Below are 19,073 nucleotides of genomic sequence, written 5' to 3'. Positions count from 1 at the left end.
GGGGGCGTGCCTTCGCTTCTTACCAACGTCCTTTCGAACGGTTTAGCCACCCAGCAGCGATCGGTGGGCATCCCGCCGTCGTGCTTGTTCATCCGGGTCCGGTACCGGCAGGGACGCGATGAGCCGCTTGGTGTAGTCGTGTTGCGGTGAGCCCATCACTTGGTTGCCGATCCCCTGCTCCACCAGCCGGCCCTTATACAACACGCCAACCCAGTGGGACAGCATGTCCACCACTGCGAGGTCGTGGCTGATGAAGAGAGCCGCGAAACCGTACTGCTCCTGGATGTCTTTGAACAGGTCCAAGACTTTGGCCTGCACCGAGACGTCAAGGGCGGATGTGGGTTCGTCGGCGATCAACAGGCGCGGATTAAGCGCCAGGGATCTCGCCAGGGATGCGCGCTGCCGCTGCCCGCCCGAGAGCTCGTGCGGGTAGCGTTCGGCGTACGACGCCGGCAACTGGACTGATTCGAGCAGCTCACCTACCTTTTTCCTCGCCTCAGCGGCGCCCGGCCGGGTGTGGATCAGCAGCGGTTCGGCGACGCATTCGCCAATGGTGAGGTGCGGGTTGAAGGACGCCGCCGGATCCTGGAACACGAAGCCGATTTCCTTGCGGAGGGGTCGGAACGAACGCTCCTTGAAGTCCAACATCTCGTACCCGAGGACCTTCAGGCTTCCCCCTGTGGTCCGGGTCAGGCCGGCTATCGCTCGTCCAATGGTTGACTTTCCGGAACCGGATTCACCCACCAACCCGAAGACCTCGTTTTCGGACACCGTAAAGCTGACATCGTTCACGGCCTTGAATCCGTGCCTGCCGAAACGGCCGGGGTATTCGATGGTGAGGTTCTTTGCCTCCACCAGGATTTTGCCATCTTGGTGGAGCCGGCCTCGGGCACCCTCGGAGGCGGAGTTCCGTCCGAGGTGCGGCACAGCGGCCAGCAGTTTCCTGGTGTACTCCTGCCGGGGTTCAGCAAACAGGACCTTGGCCGGGGCCTCCTCCACAACGTCGCCCTGGTACATCACCACTACACGGTCGGCCAGATCTGCCACGACGCCCATGTTATGGGTAATGAGCACGATCGAGGTGCCGTAGTTGTCCCTCAAATCGCGCAGGAGCTGGAGGATTTCGGCCTGGACTGTCACGTCCAGGGCCGTGGTGGGCTCATCGGCCACGATCAGTCCGGGATTGAGTGCCAACGCCGCGGCTATGACCACGCGTTGTTTCTGTCCGCCGGAGAACTGGTGAGGATAGTAGTTGACCCGCGTTTCGGGGTCCGGGATGCCAACCTTGCGAAGTGCCTCGGTTGCCCGTTCCTTGGCTTCCTTGGCGGAGATGCGCCGTCCGTCAGTGGAATGCGCCCTGATGCCTTCGGCAATCTGCCAGCCCACGGTGAAGACCGGGTTGAGGGCTGTGGAGGGCTCCTGGAACACCATGGCCACATCGCGGCCGCGGATTGTGCGGAGGGTGGATTTGCTGACGCTGATGACGTTGTTGCCGTTGATCACCACGGCGCCTGAGCTGATGGCTGTTTCCGGAAGCAGGCCGAGGATGGTCTTGGCCGTCACGGTTTTACCGGAACCCGACTCGCCCACAATGGCAACTACTTCTCCGGCTCCAACGTTCAGGCTTACGTCTTTGACGGCATGAACGTCGCCGCCGTCAGTGGCGAAGGTGACTTGGAGCCGATCAATGGTAAGTACCGGCTGTTCCGTGCCTGTCCCGTCTGAGAGGTTTCCAAGGTTGGTGGTCATGACTTTCCTGCCTCTGCCGGGTTTACCGACGATTCCGGTCCTGCCGGTGTACCGGGTACTGGTGTTCGGCCCGCGCGTTTGCGGCCACGGATCCTGGGGTCGTTGAGGTCGTTGATGCTCTCGCCCACCAGGGTCAGCCCCAGGACGGTGAGGACGATCGCGATGCCGGGGAAGACGCCTGTCCACCAAATACCGGAGGAGGTGTCAGCCAAGGCTTTGTTGAGGTCGAAACCCCATTCGGCCGCGGACGTGGGTTCGATCCCGAAGCCAAGGAATCCCAAACCGGCCAGTGTCAGGATCGCTTCGGAGGCGTTGAGGGTGAACATGAGCGGCAAGGTTCGGGTGGCGTTCTTGAAGATGTGCCGCCCGATGATTCGCACACTGGACGCCCCGAGGACCTTGGCCGACTCCACGAAAGGCTCGGCCTTGAGCCGGATGGTCTCTGCACGGATCACCCGGAAGTACTGCGGCACAAAGACCACAGTGATGGAGAAAGCACAGGAGAAGATGCCGCCCCAGAAGCTGGACTGGCCGCGGCTGATCACAATTGAGATCACAATCGCCAGGAGCAGTGTTGGGAATGCGTAGATGGCGTCCGCAACGACGACCAAAATTCTGTCCAGCCATCCGCCGAAGTATCCGCTGAGAAGCCCCAGCACCACGCCGAGGAACAAGGACATTGCCACGGACACAATGATGACTGTCACTGCCGTTTGGGAACCCCAAATCACTCGAGACAGGACGTCGTAGCCACCAACGGTCGTTCCCAGCAGGTGTTTGCCGCCAGGGGCTTCCTGGGTGGGAAACGAGCCGGAGGCATCGCTGAGTTGGGAGTAGCCATAGGGAGCAAGGAGCGGGGCGAAGATGCTGGTGAGAAGGAATACTCCGCTGAGGACAACACCCACCACCAGCATGCCTCGCTGGAGGCCTACGCTCTTCTTCAGGTGGCTGATCACGGGAAGCCGTGAGAACAAGGGCTGCTTGGCCCGGGTCAATTGAGGGGTGCTCATGGTCAGTACCTCACTCGGGGGTCGATGAGCGCGGCAATGATGTCCACGATGAAGTTGGTGACGGCCACGATGATGGCCAGCAGCACCACGATCCCTTGGACGGCCACGAAGTCGCGGGCATTCAAGTACTGCACCAGCTGGTAGCCAAGGCCTTTCCACTCAAAGGTGGTTTCGGTGAGGATCGCGCCGCCCAGCATCAGGGCAATTTGCAGGCCCATGACGGTAATGATGGGAATCAGCGCGGGTTTGTAGGCGTGCTTGGTCACCAGGCGGAACTCGCTGACGCCTCTGGAGCGCCCTGCCTCAATGTAGTCCTTTCCCAATGTTCCGATGACGTTGGTGCGGACCAGGCGAAGGAACACACCTGCGGTGAGTAGGCCAAGGGCGACTGCCGGAAGAACTGCGTGGGACGCTATGTCACCGAGGGCGGTGAAGTTTCCGCTTCGCAGCGCGTCGAGCCAGTAGATACCGGATGGAGCAGCCAAAGCGCTCATGGTTAGTTCCGTACGAGTGGAGGCGCGGCCTGCTACCGGGAACCATCCGAGCCATACGGAAAACGTCAGCTTGAGGAGCAGCCCTGAGAAGAAGACCGGAGTGGCGTAGCAAAGGATGGCGAAGAACCTCAGCAGGGCATCGGGAGTCTTGTCCCGGTGTTGGGCGGCAATCAGCCCGAAAGGGATACCGACTGCGAGCGCCACGATCAGCGCGTTGATGGAGAGTTCAAGGGTGGCTGCGCCGAAGGTGGTCATCACCTCAACTACAGGACGCCGGTCAGTGATGGTGGTTCCGAAGTTCCCGGTGATCAGCTGGCCAAGGTACTCGAAGTACTGAACCAGGACCGGACGGTCGTACCCGGCATCATGGATGCGTTGGGCCAGGACGTCCGGGGGAAGCCGTCCGCCTTGTGATGCGGTGATGGGATCGCCGATGACCCGCATCAGGAAGAAGACCAGTGTTACCAGGATGAAAACGGTGGGAATGATCAGGAAGAACCTGATCACGATGTATCTGCCCAGCCCTCCCCCGGCTTTGGACTTGCTCTTGGGAGCGACGATGCCGGGTTCAGCCTCGGGAACCTCAATAAGTGTTGTCATGTGCTACCTGCATTTCTTGCCCGTGGATTACGCGGGACTGTCTGATGCGTGCCGGCCACGTTGGTGGTCAGCAAAGGAGGCGGAACACCGGATCAGTGTCCCGCCTCCCTTCTCTTCACAAAGGTGCGGTTACTTGGAAATTACGCCCAGACGGAACTTGAAGGACGGATCCAGGGTCTTGTCGACTCCGTTGACGCCGCTTCCGACGACCGCCACCTGCGCACCCTGAAGCAGGGGCAGTGTGGAGATGTCCTTGGCGAGGGCGTTCTGGACTTCCTTGATGGCTGCCTCACGCTTGGTCTTGTCCGCTTCAGTGAGCTGCTTGCCGATGAGTTCGTTGACCGTGGCGTTGTTGTAGTGGTTCTTCAGGAAGCCGCCCTCGGGGAAGAACGGGGTGAGGTAGTTATCGGCATCGCTGAAGTCCGGGAACCAGCCAAACTGGAACAACGGGTATTCGTCAGCACGGCTGGCCTTGCTGTAGGTGACCCATTCGGTGGACTGCAGGTTCACAGTGAAGAGCCCGGACTTTTCCAGCTGCTCCTTGACCATGGCGTATTCGTCTCCGGAGGATCCACCGTAGTGGTCCGGGTTGTACTGCAGGTTCAGGGCAACGGGTTCGTTGATGCCGGCGTCCGTCAGGACTTTCTTGGCCTTATCCAGGCTTGGCTTTCCGTCATCGCCGTAGGCGTCCTTGAAGGATTCGTTGGCGCCGAGGAATCCGCTGGGGACGTTGGAGTACAGCGGCAGGTAGGTGCCCTTGTACACCTGGTCGGCTATTGCCTGCCGGTCCACCAGGTTGGCTATCGCCTGGCGTACGGCCAGGGCCTTGGCGGGGTCCGCCCCGGTCGCTTTGGTTCCGTACGGCATGGTGTCGAAGTTGAACGTGATGTAGCGGATTTCGCCGCCCGGGCCAGTGAGGACCTTGACCTTGGAGTCCTTGCGGAGATCGTCGATGTCGGTCGCGCTGAGGCTGCGGAAGGCAACGTCAATGGCGCCCTGTTGGATTTCCAGCTTCAGGTTGGTGGGGCTGGCGTAGTACTTGATGGTGGCGGCATCGTTGGCCGGCTTGCCCAGGACACCGTTGTAGTCGGCGAAGGCTTTGAAGCTGACAAGTTCGTTTTTCTTGTAGCTGTCAATCGTGTACTGGCCGTAGAACGCGTTCGCCTTGATGATCTCGTCGTCGGAAAGGATCTTGTCGGCCGGGAAGACTTCATCGTCCACGATCGGCGCGGCGGGGCTGCTGAGGATCTGGCTGAATGTCTGGTCGTTGGCGTTCTTCAATTTGAACACCACCGTGGTGGCGTCTGGCGTGCTCACGCTGTCGATGTTGGTCAGGAGCGAGGCTGGTCCGGCGGGGTCATTGATGGCCACCTGCCGATCGAAGGAGTGCTTTACGTCCTTGGAATCCAGAGTGTGCCCGTTGGCCCATTTGAGCCCGGACTTGAGCTTCACGGTGTATTCCGACGGCGCCGTGAAAGACGACGATTCGGCGAGGTCCGGAACGGGTTCCGCGCCGCCGGGCTTGGAATTGAGCAGGAATGAGTAGACCTGGTTCATCACCATAAATGAACCGTTGTCATAGGATCCTGCGGGGTCCAAAGACGTGACTTTGTCAGTGGTGCCGTAGGCGATGGGGCCTGCGGCGGCCGGAGCGGAAGATGAGCCGCCGCCGGAGGGTCCCGTGCATGCCGTCAGGGCGAGCGCGGAGATGCCCGCCAGCGCGATAGCGCCGTGCAGGGCCTTCTTGTTCAGTGCCATCTGGTGAACCTTCTGTTCGATGGATTCGGCGCGCCGCCGTCAGATATTTGTGACGGCGCGCACTCTTGATTCCACGATTCAACCAGACTTCGCAGGCCGCGAACCCCTCATTTTGTGATTTGAGACACAAAATTTACTTTCCAGTAGCTTTTGCTCTGAACGCCCGGACTATAGGACTTCCCGCTGAAGGGAACGGGCGGCATCTATGGTTGCCTGTCCCAGGACACGACTACCTTGATAAAGAACGATGGTCTGCCCCGGGGCAACGCCGCGCAACGGATCCGTCAACGTGACAACCAGCTGGGCGCGCTCAACGCCTGAATCATCAGCGACGGCTTCCACCCGGGCACGCGCCGGAACGGGATCGCCATGAGCCCTCACTTGGGCATGGCAGTCGAACTCGGCGCCGCTTGCTACCTCGGAAATGGGCAAACCGGCCCACGAAACCTTGATGCCGCGAATCTCGTCGATCGCCAGCAGGGCTTCCGGCCCCACAACCACCTTGTTTTCCTTGGGACGGATCTCCAGGACGAACCGAGGCTTGCCATCTGCCGCGGGCGTACCCAGCTTCAGGCCTCGTCGCTGCCCCACCGTGAAGGCGTTGGCACCTGGATGTTCACCAACCTTGGCACCGGTTTCGTCAACGATGTCCCCGGTGGTCATGTCAATTTTCTCGGCCAGCCAGCCGCGGGTGTCGCCGTCGGAGATAAAGCAGATGTCGTGGCTGTCGGGCTTGTTGGCCACGGACAAGCCCCGGCGTTCTGCCTCGGCACGTACCTCGGCCTTGGAAGGAGTGTCCGCCAGCGGGAACATGGAGTGCTTCAGTTGCTCGTGGGTCAGGACGCCCAGAACATAGCTCTGGTCCTTGGCCCAATCGGCGGCGCGGTGGAGTTCCCGGTTACCGTCAGCGTCTTCGATGACCTTGGCGTAGTGTCCGGTGCACACAGCATCGAAACCAAGGGCGATGGCCTTCTCCAGAAGTGCTGCGAACTTGATCCGCTCGTTGCACCGCATACACGGGTTCGGTGTCCTGCCAGCGGCGTACTCGTCAATGAAGTCCTGGACAACGTCTTCCTTGAAGCGCTCCGAGAAGTCCCACACGTAGTAGGGAATTCCAAGGACATCGCAAGCACGCCAGGCATCGCGGGAATCCTCGATGGTGCAACAACCCCGGCTTCCTGTGCGCAGGGTGCCGGGCATCCGCGACAACGCAAGGTGGACCCCGACGACGTCGTGTCCGGCCTCGACTGCCCGGGCTGCGGCCACAGCGGAGTCAACTCCGCCGCTCATTGCTGCAAGTACTCGCATGCTGGCTTTCTGTCTGTGGGAGTTGGAGCAACTGATCCGGCTGGGAACAGCCGGCGTGCCCATCTATTCTAGCCTGCCGTGCCACGCCTACCCTAAAACCCTTGACTGACCCCACCCGTGCTTCTAAAGTCAAAATAATTGGTTTTAGAATCGAGCTGACATGGCACACGAACACATAGTTATCGTCGGCGGCGGGCTTGCCGGCGCCACCGCAGCCAAAACCCTCCGCGCCGAAGGCTATGAAGGGCCCGTAACCTTGGTGGCCGCAGAGAACCGACCACCTTATATACGCCCTCCCCTTTCCAAGGAATTCCTCCTTGGCAAAGCTGAGGCAGATGCTGCTCTGGTGGTGCCGGATAAATGGTACGGGGAAAACGGCGTCGAGCTTCTTCTCGAAAGCCTCGCCAGCCGGATCGACCCCCGGGGGCACGCTGTGGCACTGGCCGACGGCCGAAGCCTTCACTACTCCAAGCTGCTCCTCGCCACGGGCGCCCGGCCTCGAACCATTCCGCTTCCAGGTGCGGACCTTGACGGGGTAATGACCTTCCGAACCTTCGATGACAGTGTGCAGCTTCAGAACCTCCTTAAGGACGGAGGCAAGAAGGTGGTCATGATCGGCTCCGGGTGGATCGGCATGGAACTGGCGGCAGCAGCCCGCACATATGGCAACGACGTCACACTGCTGGGGCTGGAAGACATACCGCTGAGTGCCGCCATCGGACCTGAACTTGGTGGATTCTTTCATCGGCTCCACGAAGATCAGGGCGTGACGTTCCGCCTTCCGGCAAGCGCTGCCGGAATTGAAGGACAGGACGGCAGGGCGACGGCGGTCCGCACCAATACCGGCGAAACGCTGCCCGCCGATGTGGTGATCGTTGCCGTCGGCGTGGTACCTGACACCGCACTCGGCGAAGCCGCAGGGCTTGCCATCCGCAATGGAATACTGGTGGATACCGGGCTAAGGTCCAGTGCACCGGATGTGCTGGCTGCAGGAGATGTAGCCAACGCACTCCACCCATTTACCGCCGAGCACCATCGCAGCGAACATTGGGCCAACGCGCTCAACGGCGGCAAGGTGGCTGCAAAGTCCATGATGGGCCGGGATGCCCAACTGGACGTGGTGCCGTACTTCTATACGGACCAGTTCACCGTCAGCATGGAGTACTCGGGGTTTCCCTCCTTGACCTCCGGAATCACACCGATGATCCGCGGCTCGCTTGATGACGGCAGCTTCATCGCTTTTTGGTTGAGGGAGGGGGTGGTAGTTGCCGGAATGAGCGTCAACCAGCGCCGGGTTCAGAAGCCCATCAAGGCCTTGATTTCAACCCGCACCCCTGTGAACGTCAACAAACTGACGGATCTCGGGGTGCCACTGGACGAACTGCTGCCCGATGAGCCGTAAGAGCTAGAAAGGTTCCGACGAGGCCTGCCGAGCCACCGTCGCTGCTGTTTGAATGCTGGATTCATGACCGGCCATTCCGGCCTGCCGGGCCCTTAAGCACGCCTCGGGCAGGGCTTTCAAGAGCGCGTCCACATCCGCATCGGTGGAACTGTGCCCCAGCGTAAAGCGCTGGGCGCCGCGTGCAGTATCTTCATCCAGGCCCATTGCCAGGAGGACGTGCGAAGGCCGTGGCACCCCTGCCGTGCACGCCGAACCCGTGGAGGATTCAACGCCTGCCAGGTCCAGGAGAAAGAGCAATGAGTCGCCTTCACAACCAGGGAAGGTGAAGTGGGCGTTCCCCGGCAGCCGCCCGTCCCCGGGAGCACCCCTCAGCACCGCGCCCGGCACGGAATCGTGTACTCCGTTGATAAGGCGGTCGCGCAACAAACTGAGACGTTCTTTTTCAACGGGCAGGTTTGCAGTGACAGCCTCCGCGGCTGCGGCAAAAGCGGCGATTGCGGGAGTGTCCAGTGTTCCCGAGCGCACATCGCGTTCCTGCCCGCCGCCGTGCTGCACCGGCGTCAGCTTCACGGCCCTTCCCAGGAAAAGTGCGCCGACCCCCACCGGACCACCAAGCTTGTGCCCCGAAACGGACATTGCAGAGAGTCCCGAGCCACGAAAGTCCACGGGAATCGATCCGAAAGCCTGGACGGCATCGGAGTGAACCGGGACTCCATGCGGTTTTGCCAGCTCCACAATCTCCGTCACCGGCTGGATGGTACCTACTTCATTGTTGGCCCACATCACTGTGACCAAGGCAATTGATTCGGGATCGCGTTCGATTTCCTGCCGGACGACCTCCAGCCGAATAGCGCCTTCGCTGTCTACCGGAATCCACACAACGTCAGCACCTTCATGCCTTACAAGCCATTCGACGGTATCCATGACCGCATGGTGCTCGACGGCGGAGCAAAGGATGCGTGTACGGCGCGGATTCTCGTCCCGCCTGGCCCAGAACAGACCCTTCACCGCCAGGTTGTCCGCTTCCGTCCCGCCTGAGGTGAAAATAACCTCGGATGGGTGTGCCCCGGCAGCCGCCGCCAGCGCCTCCCTGGCATCCTCCACCGCTCGCCTCGCGCGGCGGCCCGCACCGTGAAGCGACGAAGGATTACCGGTCCGCGCCAGCTCGCGCGTCATCACAGCGAGCGCTTCGGCCGACAGGGGCGTGGTTGCGGCGTGGTCAAGGTATACAGGCACCTTGTAATTCTACCGATGCCTGGCGTTCAGGATTCCTTACCAAGGGCATTGATGCGCGCACAGCAGTGTCCCGGACCATGGTCCGGATCCGGCACGATGATGCCGGCACTGAGTCCGGAGGCCGCAGCAGCACCGCTGAGGAACGCGCCGTTCATTGCGCACACCACTTCCGTGTGGTCCCGCGACAAGCGATGGAACGGACAGTTGAGCAGGCGGTATCCCCCGGCAGCGTCCGGCGAGGGGTCGTATCCGAGTTCCGAGAGTGCACCCAGGAAATGGCCAGGGCGTCCAACCTCGCGCCCTGCAGCTGCAGCGACATCGCGCATCGCTTCCAGCGCCGGCACACCGTCGGCCTGAGAGCGCGTGATCGCCGCGGCCATGAGGTGACCGGCGAGGTCGTAGTGCCGCTCAGGAACAGAGACGCCCACCTCGTCCATGACGGGCCTGTAGAGCTTTGATGGCCGCCCCGACCCAGGCCCTGTCTTCTCAGGGGATTTCCTGAACTCAACCCGCAAGAGCCCTTCGCGGACCAAACGGTCCAAATGGAAGGAAGCCGAACTGCGGGGCAGCTCGAGTGCCAAGGCCGCCCCATCCCGGCTGACGGCCTCCCCTGCACTCAGAACGTACTCATATAGCCTGCGGCGGTTTTCATCGCCCAAGGCAGCAACAGCAGTGATTTTCCGGATCCACGGGAGTTCGGACGTGCCCATACACCAAAGATATATCTAAAAATAAGAATCGTTGCTTTAGCGGAATAGCCAAGAAAGGCAGGGTCAGGACGGCGGTACCACAACGAGCTGGGCCACAGTTTCCGCACGGGCGGCGCTCAACGTTGCGTCGTCCGGGCACGACAGGGAAACATAGACGGAGGACGCGGGGGCGCTGAACAACCTGGCCAGGACCAAGGCAGGCTTACCGCCGGATGCGGCCGAAGACTCCAGGCTCAGGAACTCCACGCTACGCTGCGGTTTATCGGATCCTTCTCCCCAACGCAGAGTCGCCGGCTTCAGGCCGTCCAGCGCACCAACGTTGAGGTAGGTGAACAATTCCTTGGTTGAGGCGACGTCGTCAGCGGCCACCACCAGCGGGCCCTGATTCACGCTCACGCGGACTGCGAGCGTGCACCCGTCAGCCTTCTTGTATCTGCTTTCGCCCTGCAAGCCGGAGTGCACCACTGACCAACCGGGAACCTCCTCCAACCGTGTGGAAACTGTCACGGGCTCCCCCGCAGCCAACGTGCTCCCTGCCGCAAGCGGCAAGTCCTTCGCAGCCACCGCGGCCGCGTCGTGTCCTGGAGTGATGGTGGGCGTCGCCAGCGTGGAGACCGACGGCGACGGCTTAGGCGCAGTAGGGTCAGGGACGTTGACGCTGCAGCCTGCCAGCAGGACACCGGCGGTTCCGAGGGCAGCCAAGCCGGCCAGTCGTCGTCGAACGTTGCTCGCCACTATGTCTCCTTGCCGTGCGCTCTGGAATATGGTGTGGGGACCGCGCCGATCGACTCGCCTGCCACCGCGATCGAGTCTAGCTGCCCGTCGCAGCGAGGCTGCGTCAGTACGGAAGCGCGCTTGAGGACTCACTCATAGACGGACGCACTAGGCGAGAACCCGCAAACCAGCAGGAACCACCTCCACCTCCACCGGCAATGGGCCGATTCGTTCCCCGTCCGCATATGCCACCACCCCGTCAGCCTCCAAGCGCACTTTCCGGACGCGCATGATCTCCACGGCAGGATGGCTGGTGTGCTTTCCGGCGAAAACCTTGGGAAACACGCCCAGGAAACGGAGCCTGGACAGGGGCTTGACCACAAACATGTCCAACCACCCGTCATCGGGCACTGCCTCAGGGGTGATCTTCATGCCCCCGCCAATGAACTGTCCGTTGGCCACTGAAATGAGCAGGGCAGGCTGGCTCCACAACACGCCATCGGCAGTCACGGAGTAGGTGATCCGGCGAAAAGAGCCCAGCTCCCGGAGCATAGCAAGGTTGTAGCGGCTCCTTCCGCGTGGCCAGCTCCACGAATTGGCGCGCTCGTTGACGGCTGCATCGAATCCGGCGGACAGCACGCCTGCGAAGTAGGTGGTCTCACCACCAGCGGTGACCCTTCCGGCGTCGATCCTGCGCCCGCCGGCCTCCAACGCAAGCAGCAGCCTACGGCACGCGGCCGCGGTGTCGTTCAACGGTAAAGCCAACAGCCGCGCCACATCATTGCCTGTCCCGGCGGGAACGATGCCGAGAGGGAAGTCCAGCCCCACGAGCGCGTTGACGCCAAGGTGGACCATGCCATCGCCGCCCACCACTACCAACGCCTCCACCCCGGTTTCCAGCGTCCGGTCCACCGATCTGCGCAAAGCGTCATAGTTCTCCGCTTCAAGTACGACGACGTCCCATCCGGCGGCGCGGATGTACTCTGCGGCTTGGTGCCCGGCACTGCGCCGACGACCAAAAGATGCCTCAGGATTAATGGCAACAGCGATCTTCATCGGCGCGATGGATGGGTTCTTCGCTGCCGGAGGATTCACAGCCTGAATTATGCCAGCGGGAACCACACGCCACGTTACCGACGTTCACAGAGTGGCTGGATAAACTTGCCAGTACCGCACCTCTCCAGAGGCGCGACCACCATCATAGAGAAGGGCCCGTGCTTGGCCGAGGGCAGCAGTTCGCACTATCAGGTTCTCCGCGTTTCCGTCACCGCTACGGACAAGGAGATCAAAGTGGCCTACCGCAAGGCTGCCCGGAAAGCCCACCCCGATCACGGCGGAGAAGCGGAGATGTTCCGGCGGGTGACCCTCGCATACGAAACTCTCATAGATCCCCAACGCAGGGCCGACTACGACCGAAGGTACGGCCGCGGTGCCTCCGATGTGAGCCAGCCTCGGGCGGGCGACTACACAGGCGCTGCGGCACCGGGGCCCTTCGCGACCGCAAACCTCAAACGACCCCAGGCCCAGCGCAACACTGCCGGCGATCCTGCAGTCTATGTTCCCCCCTTTGATGATCCCAACGAGGTTCCGCTCATCCCAGCGGCGGAAGCGGCCCAACAGGTTCACGGCCTCCCCCGCAAACGAGGCATCTTTGGCGCCGAAGCCCGCATCCAACGCGAAATGCGCACGGTCCAGCTCATCAGCCGGCAAGTCCTTCCCGCCATACCCGCAGCCAGGCTCATCAATGGGTTGCGCTCGCCGTCGGACAACAACCACATCGACCACGCCGTCCTGTCCGGCTACAGATTGGCACTGATAGGTTCCATGCTGCTGCCCAAAGGGGCATACGCCTGGGACGGCCATTCGCTGCGCCATGGTGGTCGTTCGGTGGCTCCTCCACAGCTCGGCCATATCGTCCGGCATATGCAGGACCTCTTTCCGGAGCTCAATGTCACCGGATGGGTGGTCCTTCACAGTCCTGACGGAAATCTTCACGAACCTGTCATTGACCAATATGGCAAGGGACAATCGAGCAACACTGCGGTGGAGGTAGTCAATGCGGCGGGGCTGGTAAGGGGGCTGAAGCAGTTCCTCAGCTCCGGGCCGGCGCCGAACACCGTAGTCGTGCCGGTCCTGGCGAGGCTGATTCGCGGAATGCACTAGTCACAGCGGTGCCGTCTCTGGACGCGGCCCTAGCCGCACGGGCTGACTAAGATGGGACGGTGTTCCGCATCCTCTTCCATACTCCAGAAATCCCGGGCAATACGGGCAACGCCATCCGCTTGGCCGCCATCACGGGGGCCGAGCTTCACCTGGTGGAGCCACTCGGCTTTGATTTTTCCGACGCCAAGTTGCGTCGTGCCGGTCTCGATTACCACGATCTGGCCGTAGTTACTGTCCACAAAGACATCGACGCCGCCTGGGCTGCCCTCACCCCGGAACGGGTTTTCGCTTACACCTCCGACGGCGAGACCTCCTATACGGACATCAGCTACCGCGAAGGTGACGTCCTGATGTTCGGGCCCGAATCCGTGGGTTTGCCGGACAGGCTCAAGCAGGATCCACACGTAACCGCTCGTGTCCGCCTTCCCATGAAGCCTTCTCTGCGTTCGCTCAACCTGGCCAACGCTGCTTCAATCGCCGTGTTTGAAGCCTGGCGGCAGAACGGATTTGCCGGCGCCAAGATGTAGCCCATCCAACGGCGCCCCGGCACCGAATACCTTGTGCAGGACAATTCCTGCCTTGGACATTCGTTGAGGGAGCCTACGTGAGCGCGTTGCAGACCAGGGTGATGACGGCAAGTCAGAGCACCGCCGCGCCGCCGACGCGACCCCATGATGCTGCCGCTTTCAAACGGGACGACATATGCTGGACCGTGATGGACATCCCCAACAATCCCGGCCCCCCGGTCTTCGAAGCTACAGGCTCTTCGACTGATCTGAATTCGCAGCTTGCCCTCTTGCTCGAACTCGTGGCAGCAGGCGACCAGCAGGCATTCGCCGAGCTCTATCGCCTCACCTCCAGGCGTGTCTTCGGCATGGCCAGGCGCGTCCTGATAGACCCTGACCTCAGCGAGGACGCAACCCAGGAGGTTTATCTCCAGGTCTGGCAGGGAGCTGCAAAATTTGACCGCGCTGCAGGGACACCGCTGGCCTGGCTCATGACTATCGCACATCGGCGCGCCATTGACCGTGTCCGCGCCGTGCAAGCGGCAACTGACCGGGAAGCCAAGTACGGCGCAGCGAGCCAGGACCCGGACCGGGACCTGGTAACCGAGGAAGCCGACACCAACTTGGAAGCTGAAGCTGTCAGCCGATGCCTCGGTACCCTGACGGACACGCAGCGAGAATCCGTCAGGCTCGCGTACTACGGCGGGCTGACGTATCGGGAAGTCGCCGAGCATCTCGGTGCCGCAGTCCCCACCATCAAGTCCCGCATCCGTGATGGACTACTGCGCCTGAAGACGTGCCTGGGGGTGGGTTGAAATGAGTGAAAACACCAGTGGAGGCTTTATCCGCAGAATGTTTGCCAACGACATCGCTACAGACCTCGCCGAGGGCCGTGTCCTCGAACTCGCCGAACTCTACGCCCTGGACGCCGTGAGTGACGACGAACGGGCCATGATTGACCATTACATCAAGGACGCCCCCGAACGTCCTGAATTCCTGGAGCGGGTACGCGAAGCCCGCGAGACCCTTGCCGTGAGTTTTGCCCCGGAGGAAGAACCGCCTGCAGGTCTCTTCGACGATATCCTGGAGCGCATCACCAAGGATGCCGCCGCCCAGCCCTTCGCACAGCCGGTGGCTCCCTCAGTGGGAAGCCCCGCCGTCGATGACCTCGCTGCCGCCAGGATGAGGCGTGAGGAGCGTACGCGCGTTGGTGGCGCACGCCGGTGGATCGTGGGCGCCGCCGCCGCAGCCGTCATCGCACTCGGTGGCATCGGGGTGGGCGCCTACGTCTCTGCACAAAATGACCCGGTGAACCAAGTACTCCAGGCCCAGGACGTCCAGAAGAAGTCTGCACCGGTTCCCGGCGGCGGTACCGCCACCATCTCCGCATCGTCGGCCAAGGATTCCTTTGTGGTGCTCATGGATGGCGTTTCGCCCGCACCGGAGGGCAAGGTCTACCAGTTGTGGACCCTCCCCAAGGACGGCTCTGCCCCTGTACCGCAGGGCACCATGGATGCTGAGACACTCTCCAAACCGGCGGTAGTGAAGGGCTTGTCCTCAGCGTCGTCCGTAGCCATCACGGTGGAACCCACGGGCGGCTCCAGCGCCCCCACCACGGATCCGGTGCTGGTGGTCGGGCATTTAGCAGTTGTTTCCGCAGCTACAACACGAGCGATAAAAGCATGACGAAGCCGAAGGCCACCACGGAGATCAACGTCTCCATGACAGACCATGTCTTGAAGGTCTGCCCCACGGTAAGTCCGAACAACTCCTTGACCAACCAGAATCCAGCGTCGTTGACGTGGGACAGGAACAAGGAACCCGCACCTATGGCAAGTGCCAACAAAGCCGCGTGCGTGGGGCTCAGGCTGCTGGCAAGGGGTGCCACGATGCCGGCGGCCGTTACAGTGGCCACCGTTGCCGAGCCCGTGGCCAGCCGGAGCGCCACAGCCACGATGAAGCCCAGCACCAGAACTGACATGTTGGTGCCCTCGGCCCACTTCTTGACGGAGTCACCTACCCCGGCACCGATCAGGGTCTGCTTGAAACCGCCGCCCGCGCCAACAATGAGGAGGATCCCCGCAATGGGTCCAAGGCTTTCACCCAGCTTGGCTGTGATCTTGCTGCCGGTGAACCCAACAGCGTATCCGAACGTCACCATGGCCAGAAGCACAGCCAACGTCATGGCCACCAAGGGCTGACCCACGAAGTCGAAGAAGGTCCGGAGGGCTGGTGCCGTCTCCGGGTCCGGCCAGATAATTCCACCCACGGCCTTCAACAGCATGAGGACCACAGGGAAAATGATGGTCAGCAAAGTCACCAGGAACGAGGGCTGGCGTTTGACCGCGCTGAGGTCCACTGCATGCTGCGTGTCTATCCCGCCGGCCACGGCGGGCGCGTCGACGGGTACCCAGCGGGCAGCAAGCCTGGAGAACAGCGGGCCGCAGATAATCACCGTGGGAATGGCCACAAGAATGCCAAGTGCCAACGTTGTGCCAAGTTCGGCTTTGACTGCGCTGATCGCAATCAATGGCCCCGGGTGCGGCGGCACCAGCCCGTGAAGCACGGACAGGCCGGCCAGCGCCGGGATCGCGATGCGCATCAGCTTCATCTTGGAGCGCTGCGTTACCAGGACGATCACCGGAAGGAGCAGGACGAGCCCAATTTCGAAGAACATGGGCAGGCCGATGATCACGGCCACCAAGGTCATCATCCAGACGAGCTTGTTCCCGCTGGCCTTGGCCAACAGGGTATCCACCACCCGGTTTGCGCCACCGGAATCGGCCAGCAATTTACCAAGCATTGCCCCGAGCGCAATGAGTAAGCCGACTTCCTTAAGGACACCCCCCACACCGTCCTCGAAGTTGGAGATGACCTTGCCAAGCTCGACGCCGGACGCCAGGCCCACAAAGGCCGAGCCCAGAACCAGCGCTAGGAACGGGTGAAGTTTGAGCTTTGCGATCAGCACCACAATCAGTGCAATGCCCAGTGCAGCCACCACAAGGAGTTGCGTGTCGTGGGCCGTCCATTCCTGTATCTGCGTCGCTGTATCGAGGACTTTCACGAGGCGGTCGCTTCGGTACCGGCACCTACAGGCCGGAGACCGAGCCGTTCAATAACTTCGTCGGCTTCCTCTGCGGGGGACGCGGAAACACACAAGGAAATGTAGTTCTCGTCCCGGGTGGGTTCCTCAAGTGCGTCGAACTGCGATTCCAAGAGCGACGGCGGCATGAAGTGGCCATGCCTGGAGGCCAGGCGGTCGGAGATCTTGTCCTTGCTCCCCTGCAGGAAGACGAAAACAACGTTGTCGCCGCGGAGCACGTCGCGGTACTTCTTTTTGAGTGCCGAGCACGTAATGATTGCCGGTGTTCCGGCATCCGCGCGCTCACGGATCCAGTCCGAGATGATGCTCAGCCAGGGCCACCGGTCCTCATCGCTCAGAGCCAGCCCCGACTGCATCTTGGCCACGTTGGCCTCCGGGTGCAGGTCGTCGCCTTCGGCAAGATCCCATCCAAGCTTCCCGGCGAGAACGCCGGCCACCGTCGACTTGCCGGAACCGGAGACTCCCATAATCACCAGTACGGGTTGTTGCGCAGTCTTCGCCATCAAAGTCTGCCTTCCTCGAATAAATATGATTTAACCGAGATCAAGCATATGACACGGGTTACACCACAGCAACGTCAGAAGCCGGCGATCGTAGTGGAACCGTTGACTGGGACAACGTGGAAATACTCTGCGCTGGCTCCTTCGGGCAGCCCGGCCCGCTCGCCATTGCCGAGCATCATGGACCTCACCACACGCTCCATGCCCTCGATATCGGGGTGCTGGCTCGCATGAATCCTGATGGCGTCAAGCTTGGCGTCGACATGATCCGAAACATCCACAGAGTGGTTCTCCCTGGCCTCCGGGCTGGAGATGAACCACAGCCACGGTAGCTTGTAGGCCTTTAGTCCGGCCGCATCCAGTTCCGGGTAAGCGAACGGATTCTCCACTGCCGGATAGACTGCCCGGGTCACGGCTTCCCCCGCTGCAAGGTGGTCCGGGTGGCTCTTCTGGAGCCGGTCCCAGTTCCTTTCGGGGTGCATGGTCAACACGATGTCCGGCCGGACTTCCCGGATCAGCTTCACCACCTGCTTGATGACGTCATGTGTCGGCTCCAGATGCCCGTCCCGTTCGTGAAGATAGTGGATATCCGTAACGCCCACCAGAGCAGCAGCACGCTTCTGCTCCTCAGCCCGCAGTTCGATGATCCGTTCGCGGTCCACGGGATCGAAGCCTCCGGCATCGCCGTCGGTCATGATGCAATAGCTGACCTCGACGCCGGCAGCCGTCCAGGCCGCGATGGTCCCGGCCGCGCCAAAATCGATATCGTCGGGATGGGCAGTAAAACAAAGCACCCGCTCAACGCGCTCCGTGGAGGCATCGAACGGGCTCTTTGCTGACGTGATGTCAGTGGTCAAAGGGATCAGCCTTTCCGCTTCTTGATCTCTGCGGTGGCCTGCGGAAGGACCTTGAAGAGGTCACCGATGATGCCGTAATCGGCAATCTCAAACACCGGCGATTCCGCGTCCTTGTTGATGGCCACAATGACCTTGGAAGTCTGCATTCCAGCTTTCTGCTGGATTGCACCTGAAATACCGGCTGAAATGTACAGCTGCGGAGACACCGTGACACCGGTCTGGCCAACCTGCGCATCATGGCCAATCCATCCCGCATCAGTAGCGGCGCGGGAAGCACCTACAGCAGCGCCAAGGGCGTCGGCAAGCTCTTCGAGCGGGCCGAAGTCACCATCTACGCCACGGCCGCCCGCAACCACGATCCTCGCTTCGCTCAGATCAGGCCGCCCGCTGACGGGCTTCTCGGTACGGGCTGCGATCCGTGCGGAGTTCGCCAAGCCATGAGCGGGAACCTCAACAGTGGCAGTTGCCGGTGCAGCGGCGGCACCGGCAGGAACAGGTTCCACGTTGTTGGCCTTGACCGAAAGGACGGTCACAGGAGTAGTAGCTTTCGCCGTGGTGTTGTAAGAGCCCGCCAAGACGGACTTGTGCGCAGTGCCGTCAGCGTCAACACCCACGACGTCGGTAATGACGCCGGCACTGAGCTTAATGCCCAGCCTGCCCGCAATCTCCTTGCCCTCAGGCGAGTTGTCCACGAGGACTGCTGTGGCGCCGGATGCTGCTACAGCAGCGGCAAGGTAGGCGGCCTTCGGGCCCACCAAGTAGTTGTCGAGGTCGTCCACCGACGGCTGGTAAACCGTCGTGGCACCGTAGGCACCCAAAGTGGCGGCGACGTCGTCGTTCAACTCCCCGGTGAACGCGACGGCGGTCTCCCCCAGCGAGCGGGCGATGGTCAGGAGCTCCAGGCTGCTCTTCTTGAGAGCTGATCCCGGGTTGTCAATGAAAACAAGTGCATTTGCCATGGTT

At 61.7% G+C, this 19,073-nt stretch carries 18 protein-coding genes; 5 read left to right on the top strand and 13 right to left on the bottom strand.

Features of this window, described 5'->3' with window-relative positions:
- Window positions 1–42 precede the first annotated feature (42 nt).
- From EU811_RS11520 to mnmA, 5 genes are all read right to left on the bottom strand, one after another.
- Complete coding sequence (locus EU811_RS11520; RefSeq protein WP_142938544.1) at window positions 43–1,749, bottom strand: ABC transporter ATP-binding protein; 1,707 nt, start codon at window positions 1,747–1,749, stop codon at window positions 43–45.
- Window positions 1,746–2,759, bottom strand: coding sequence for an ABC transporter permease (locus tag EU811_RS11515; RefSeq protein ID WP_142938543.1), 1,014 nt, complete (start codon window positions 2,757–2,759; stop codon window positions 1,746–1,748). The genes EU811_RS11520 and EU811_RS11515 overlap by 4 nt, the downstream gene beginning before the upstream one ends.
- A 2-nt stretch (window positions 2,760–2,761) precedes the next feature.
- Window positions 2,762–3,853, bottom strand: coding sequence for an ABC transporter permease (locus tag EU811_RS11510; RefSeq protein WP_142938542.1), 1,092 nt, complete (start codon window positions 3,851–3,853; stop codon window positions 2,762–2,764).
- A gap of 129 nt (window positions 3,854–3,982) precedes the next feature.
- Window positions 3,983–5,611 (bottom strand): ABC transporter substrate-binding protein, encoded by a 1,629-nt coding sequence (locus tag EU811_RS11505; RefSeq protein WP_142938541.1) that lies wholly within the window; start codon window positions 5,609–5,611, stop codon window positions 3,983–3,985.
- A 168-nt stretch (window positions 5,612–5,779) separates the two neighbouring features.
- Window positions 5,780–6,901, bottom strand: a complete 1,122-nt coding sequence (gene mnmA, locus EU811_RS11500; RefSeq protein WP_238703393.1) for a tRNA 2-thiouridine(34) synthase MnmA — start codon at window positions 6,899–6,901, stop codon at window positions 5,780–5,782.
- 178 nt (window positions 6,902–7,079) lie between these two features.
- Between mnmA and EU811_RS11495 the strand changes: the two genes are divergently transcribed.
- Window positions 7,080–8,321, top strand: a complete 1,242-nt coding sequence (locus EU811_RS11495; protein ID WP_142938539.1) for an NAD(P)/FAD-dependent oxidoreductase — start codon at window positions 7,080–7,082, stop codon at window positions 8,319–8,321.
- A gap of 3 nt (window positions 8,322–8,324) precedes the next feature.
- Here EU811_RS11495 and EU811_RS11490 read toward each other — a convergent pair whose 3' ends face one another.
- From EU811_RS11490 to EU811_RS11475, 4 genes are all read right to left on the bottom strand, one after another.
- Window positions 8,325–9,557, bottom strand: coding sequence for a cysteine desulfurase family protein (locus EU811_RS11490; protein ID WP_142938538.1), 1,233 nt, complete (start codon window positions 9,555–9,557; stop codon window positions 8,325–8,327).
- Window positions 9,558–9,583: 26 nt separating this feature from the next.
- The gene (locus EU811_RS11485; RefSeq protein ID WP_142938537.1) at window positions 9,584–10,267 is read right to left on the bottom strand and encodes a helix-turn-helix transcriptional regulator; all 684 of its coding nucleotides are present in this window, start codon (window positions 10,265–10,267) and stop codon (window positions 9,584–9,586) included.
- Window positions 10,268–10,330: 63 nt separating this feature from the next.
- Window positions 10,331–11,002, bottom strand: a complete 672-nt coding sequence (locus tag EU811_RS11480) for a hypothetical protein (protein ID WP_187697143.1) — start codon at window positions 11,000–11,002, stop codon at window positions 10,331–10,333.
- A 147-nt stretch (window positions 11,003–11,149) separates the two neighbouring features.
- Window positions 11,150–12,076 (bottom strand): diacylglycerol/lipid kinase family protein, encoded by a 927-nt coding sequence (locus EU811_RS11475; protein WP_238703387.1) that lies wholly within the window; start codon window positions 12,074–12,076, stop codon window positions 11,150–11,152.
- A gap of 123 nt (window positions 12,077–12,199) precedes the next feature.
- Between EU811_RS11475 and EU811_RS11470 the strand changes: the two genes are divergently transcribed.
- The 4 genes from EU811_RS11470 (at window position 12,200) to EU811_RS11455 (ending at window position 15,336) form a co-directional block, all read left to right on the top strand.
- Window positions 12,200–13,144, top strand: coding sequence for a J domain-containing protein (locus tag EU811_RS11470; RefSeq protein ID WP_142938536.1), 945 nt, complete (start codon window positions 12,200–12,202; stop codon window positions 13,142–13,144).
- 59 nt (window positions 13,145–13,203) lie between these two features.
- Window positions 13,204–13,671: a tRNA (cytidine(34)-2'-O)-methyltransferase gene (locus EU811_RS11465; protein ID WP_142938535.1), complete on the top strand. Its 468-nt coding sequence runs from the start codon at window positions 13,204–13,206 to the stop codon at window positions 13,669–13,671.
- Window positions 13,672–13,859: 188 nt separating this feature from the next.
- The gene (gene sigK, locus EU811_RS11460) at window positions 13,860–14,465 is read left to right on the top strand and encodes an ECF RNA polymerase sigma factor SigK (protein ID WP_165450183.1); all 606 of its coding nucleotides are present in this window, start codon (window positions 13,860–13,862) and stop codon (window positions 14,463–14,465) included.
- Between the two features lies 1 nt (window position 14,466).
- Window positions 14,467–15,336, top strand: coding sequence for an anti-sigma factor (locus tag EU811_RS11455; RefSeq protein WP_142938533.1), 870 nt, complete (start codon window positions 14,467–14,469; stop codon window positions 15,334–15,336).
- Here the strand turns inward: EU811_RS11455 and EU811_RS11450 are convergent.
- The 4 genes from EU811_RS11450 to EU811_RS11435 all read right to left on the bottom strand — a co-directional run bounded on the left by EU811_RS11450 (window position 15,311) and on the right by EU811_RS11435 (window position 19,069).
- On the bottom strand, window positions 15,311–16,714 hold the full coding sequence (locus EU811_RS11450; RefSeq protein WP_142938532.1) for a GntT/GntP/DsdX family permease: 1,404 nt from the start codon (window positions 16,712–16,714) through the stop codon (window positions 15,311–15,313). The two genes, EU811_RS11455 and EU811_RS11450, sit on opposite strands and share 26 nt — an antisense overlap.
- Window positions 16,711–17,256, bottom strand: a complete 546-nt coding sequence (locus EU811_RS11445; protein WP_142938531.1) for a gluconokinase — start codon at window positions 17,254–17,256, stop codon at window positions 16,711–16,713. Before EU811_RS11445 ends, EU811_RS11450 begins: the two co-directional genes overlap by 4 nt.
- A 74-nt stretch (window positions 17,257–17,330) precedes the next feature.
- Window positions 17,331–18,110 carry a PIG-L deacetylase family protein gene (locus EU811_RS11440; protein ID WP_142938530.1) on the bottom strand — a complete coding sequence of 260 codons (780 nt, stop codon included), beginning with the start codon at window positions 18,108–18,110 and terminating at the stop codon, window positions 17,331–17,333.
- A gap of 5 nt (window positions 18,111–18,115) precedes the next feature.
- Complete coding sequence (locus EU811_RS11435; protein WP_142938529.1) at window positions 18,116–19,069, bottom strand: electron transfer flavoprotein subunit alpha/FixB family protein; 954 nt, start codon at window positions 19,067–19,069, stop codon at window positions 18,116–18,118.
- Window positions 19,070–19,073: the final 4 nt, after the last annotated feature.

Origin of the sequence: Arthrobacter sp. TS-15, assembly GCF_006964045.1 — a bacterium.
Classification (GTDB): Bacteria; Actinomycetota; Actinomycetes; order Actinomycetales; family Micrococcaceae; genus Arthrobacter.
The sequence above is the reverse complement of the archived record's forward strand: the minus strand, read 5'-3'. Positions and strand labels throughout refer to the sequence as shown.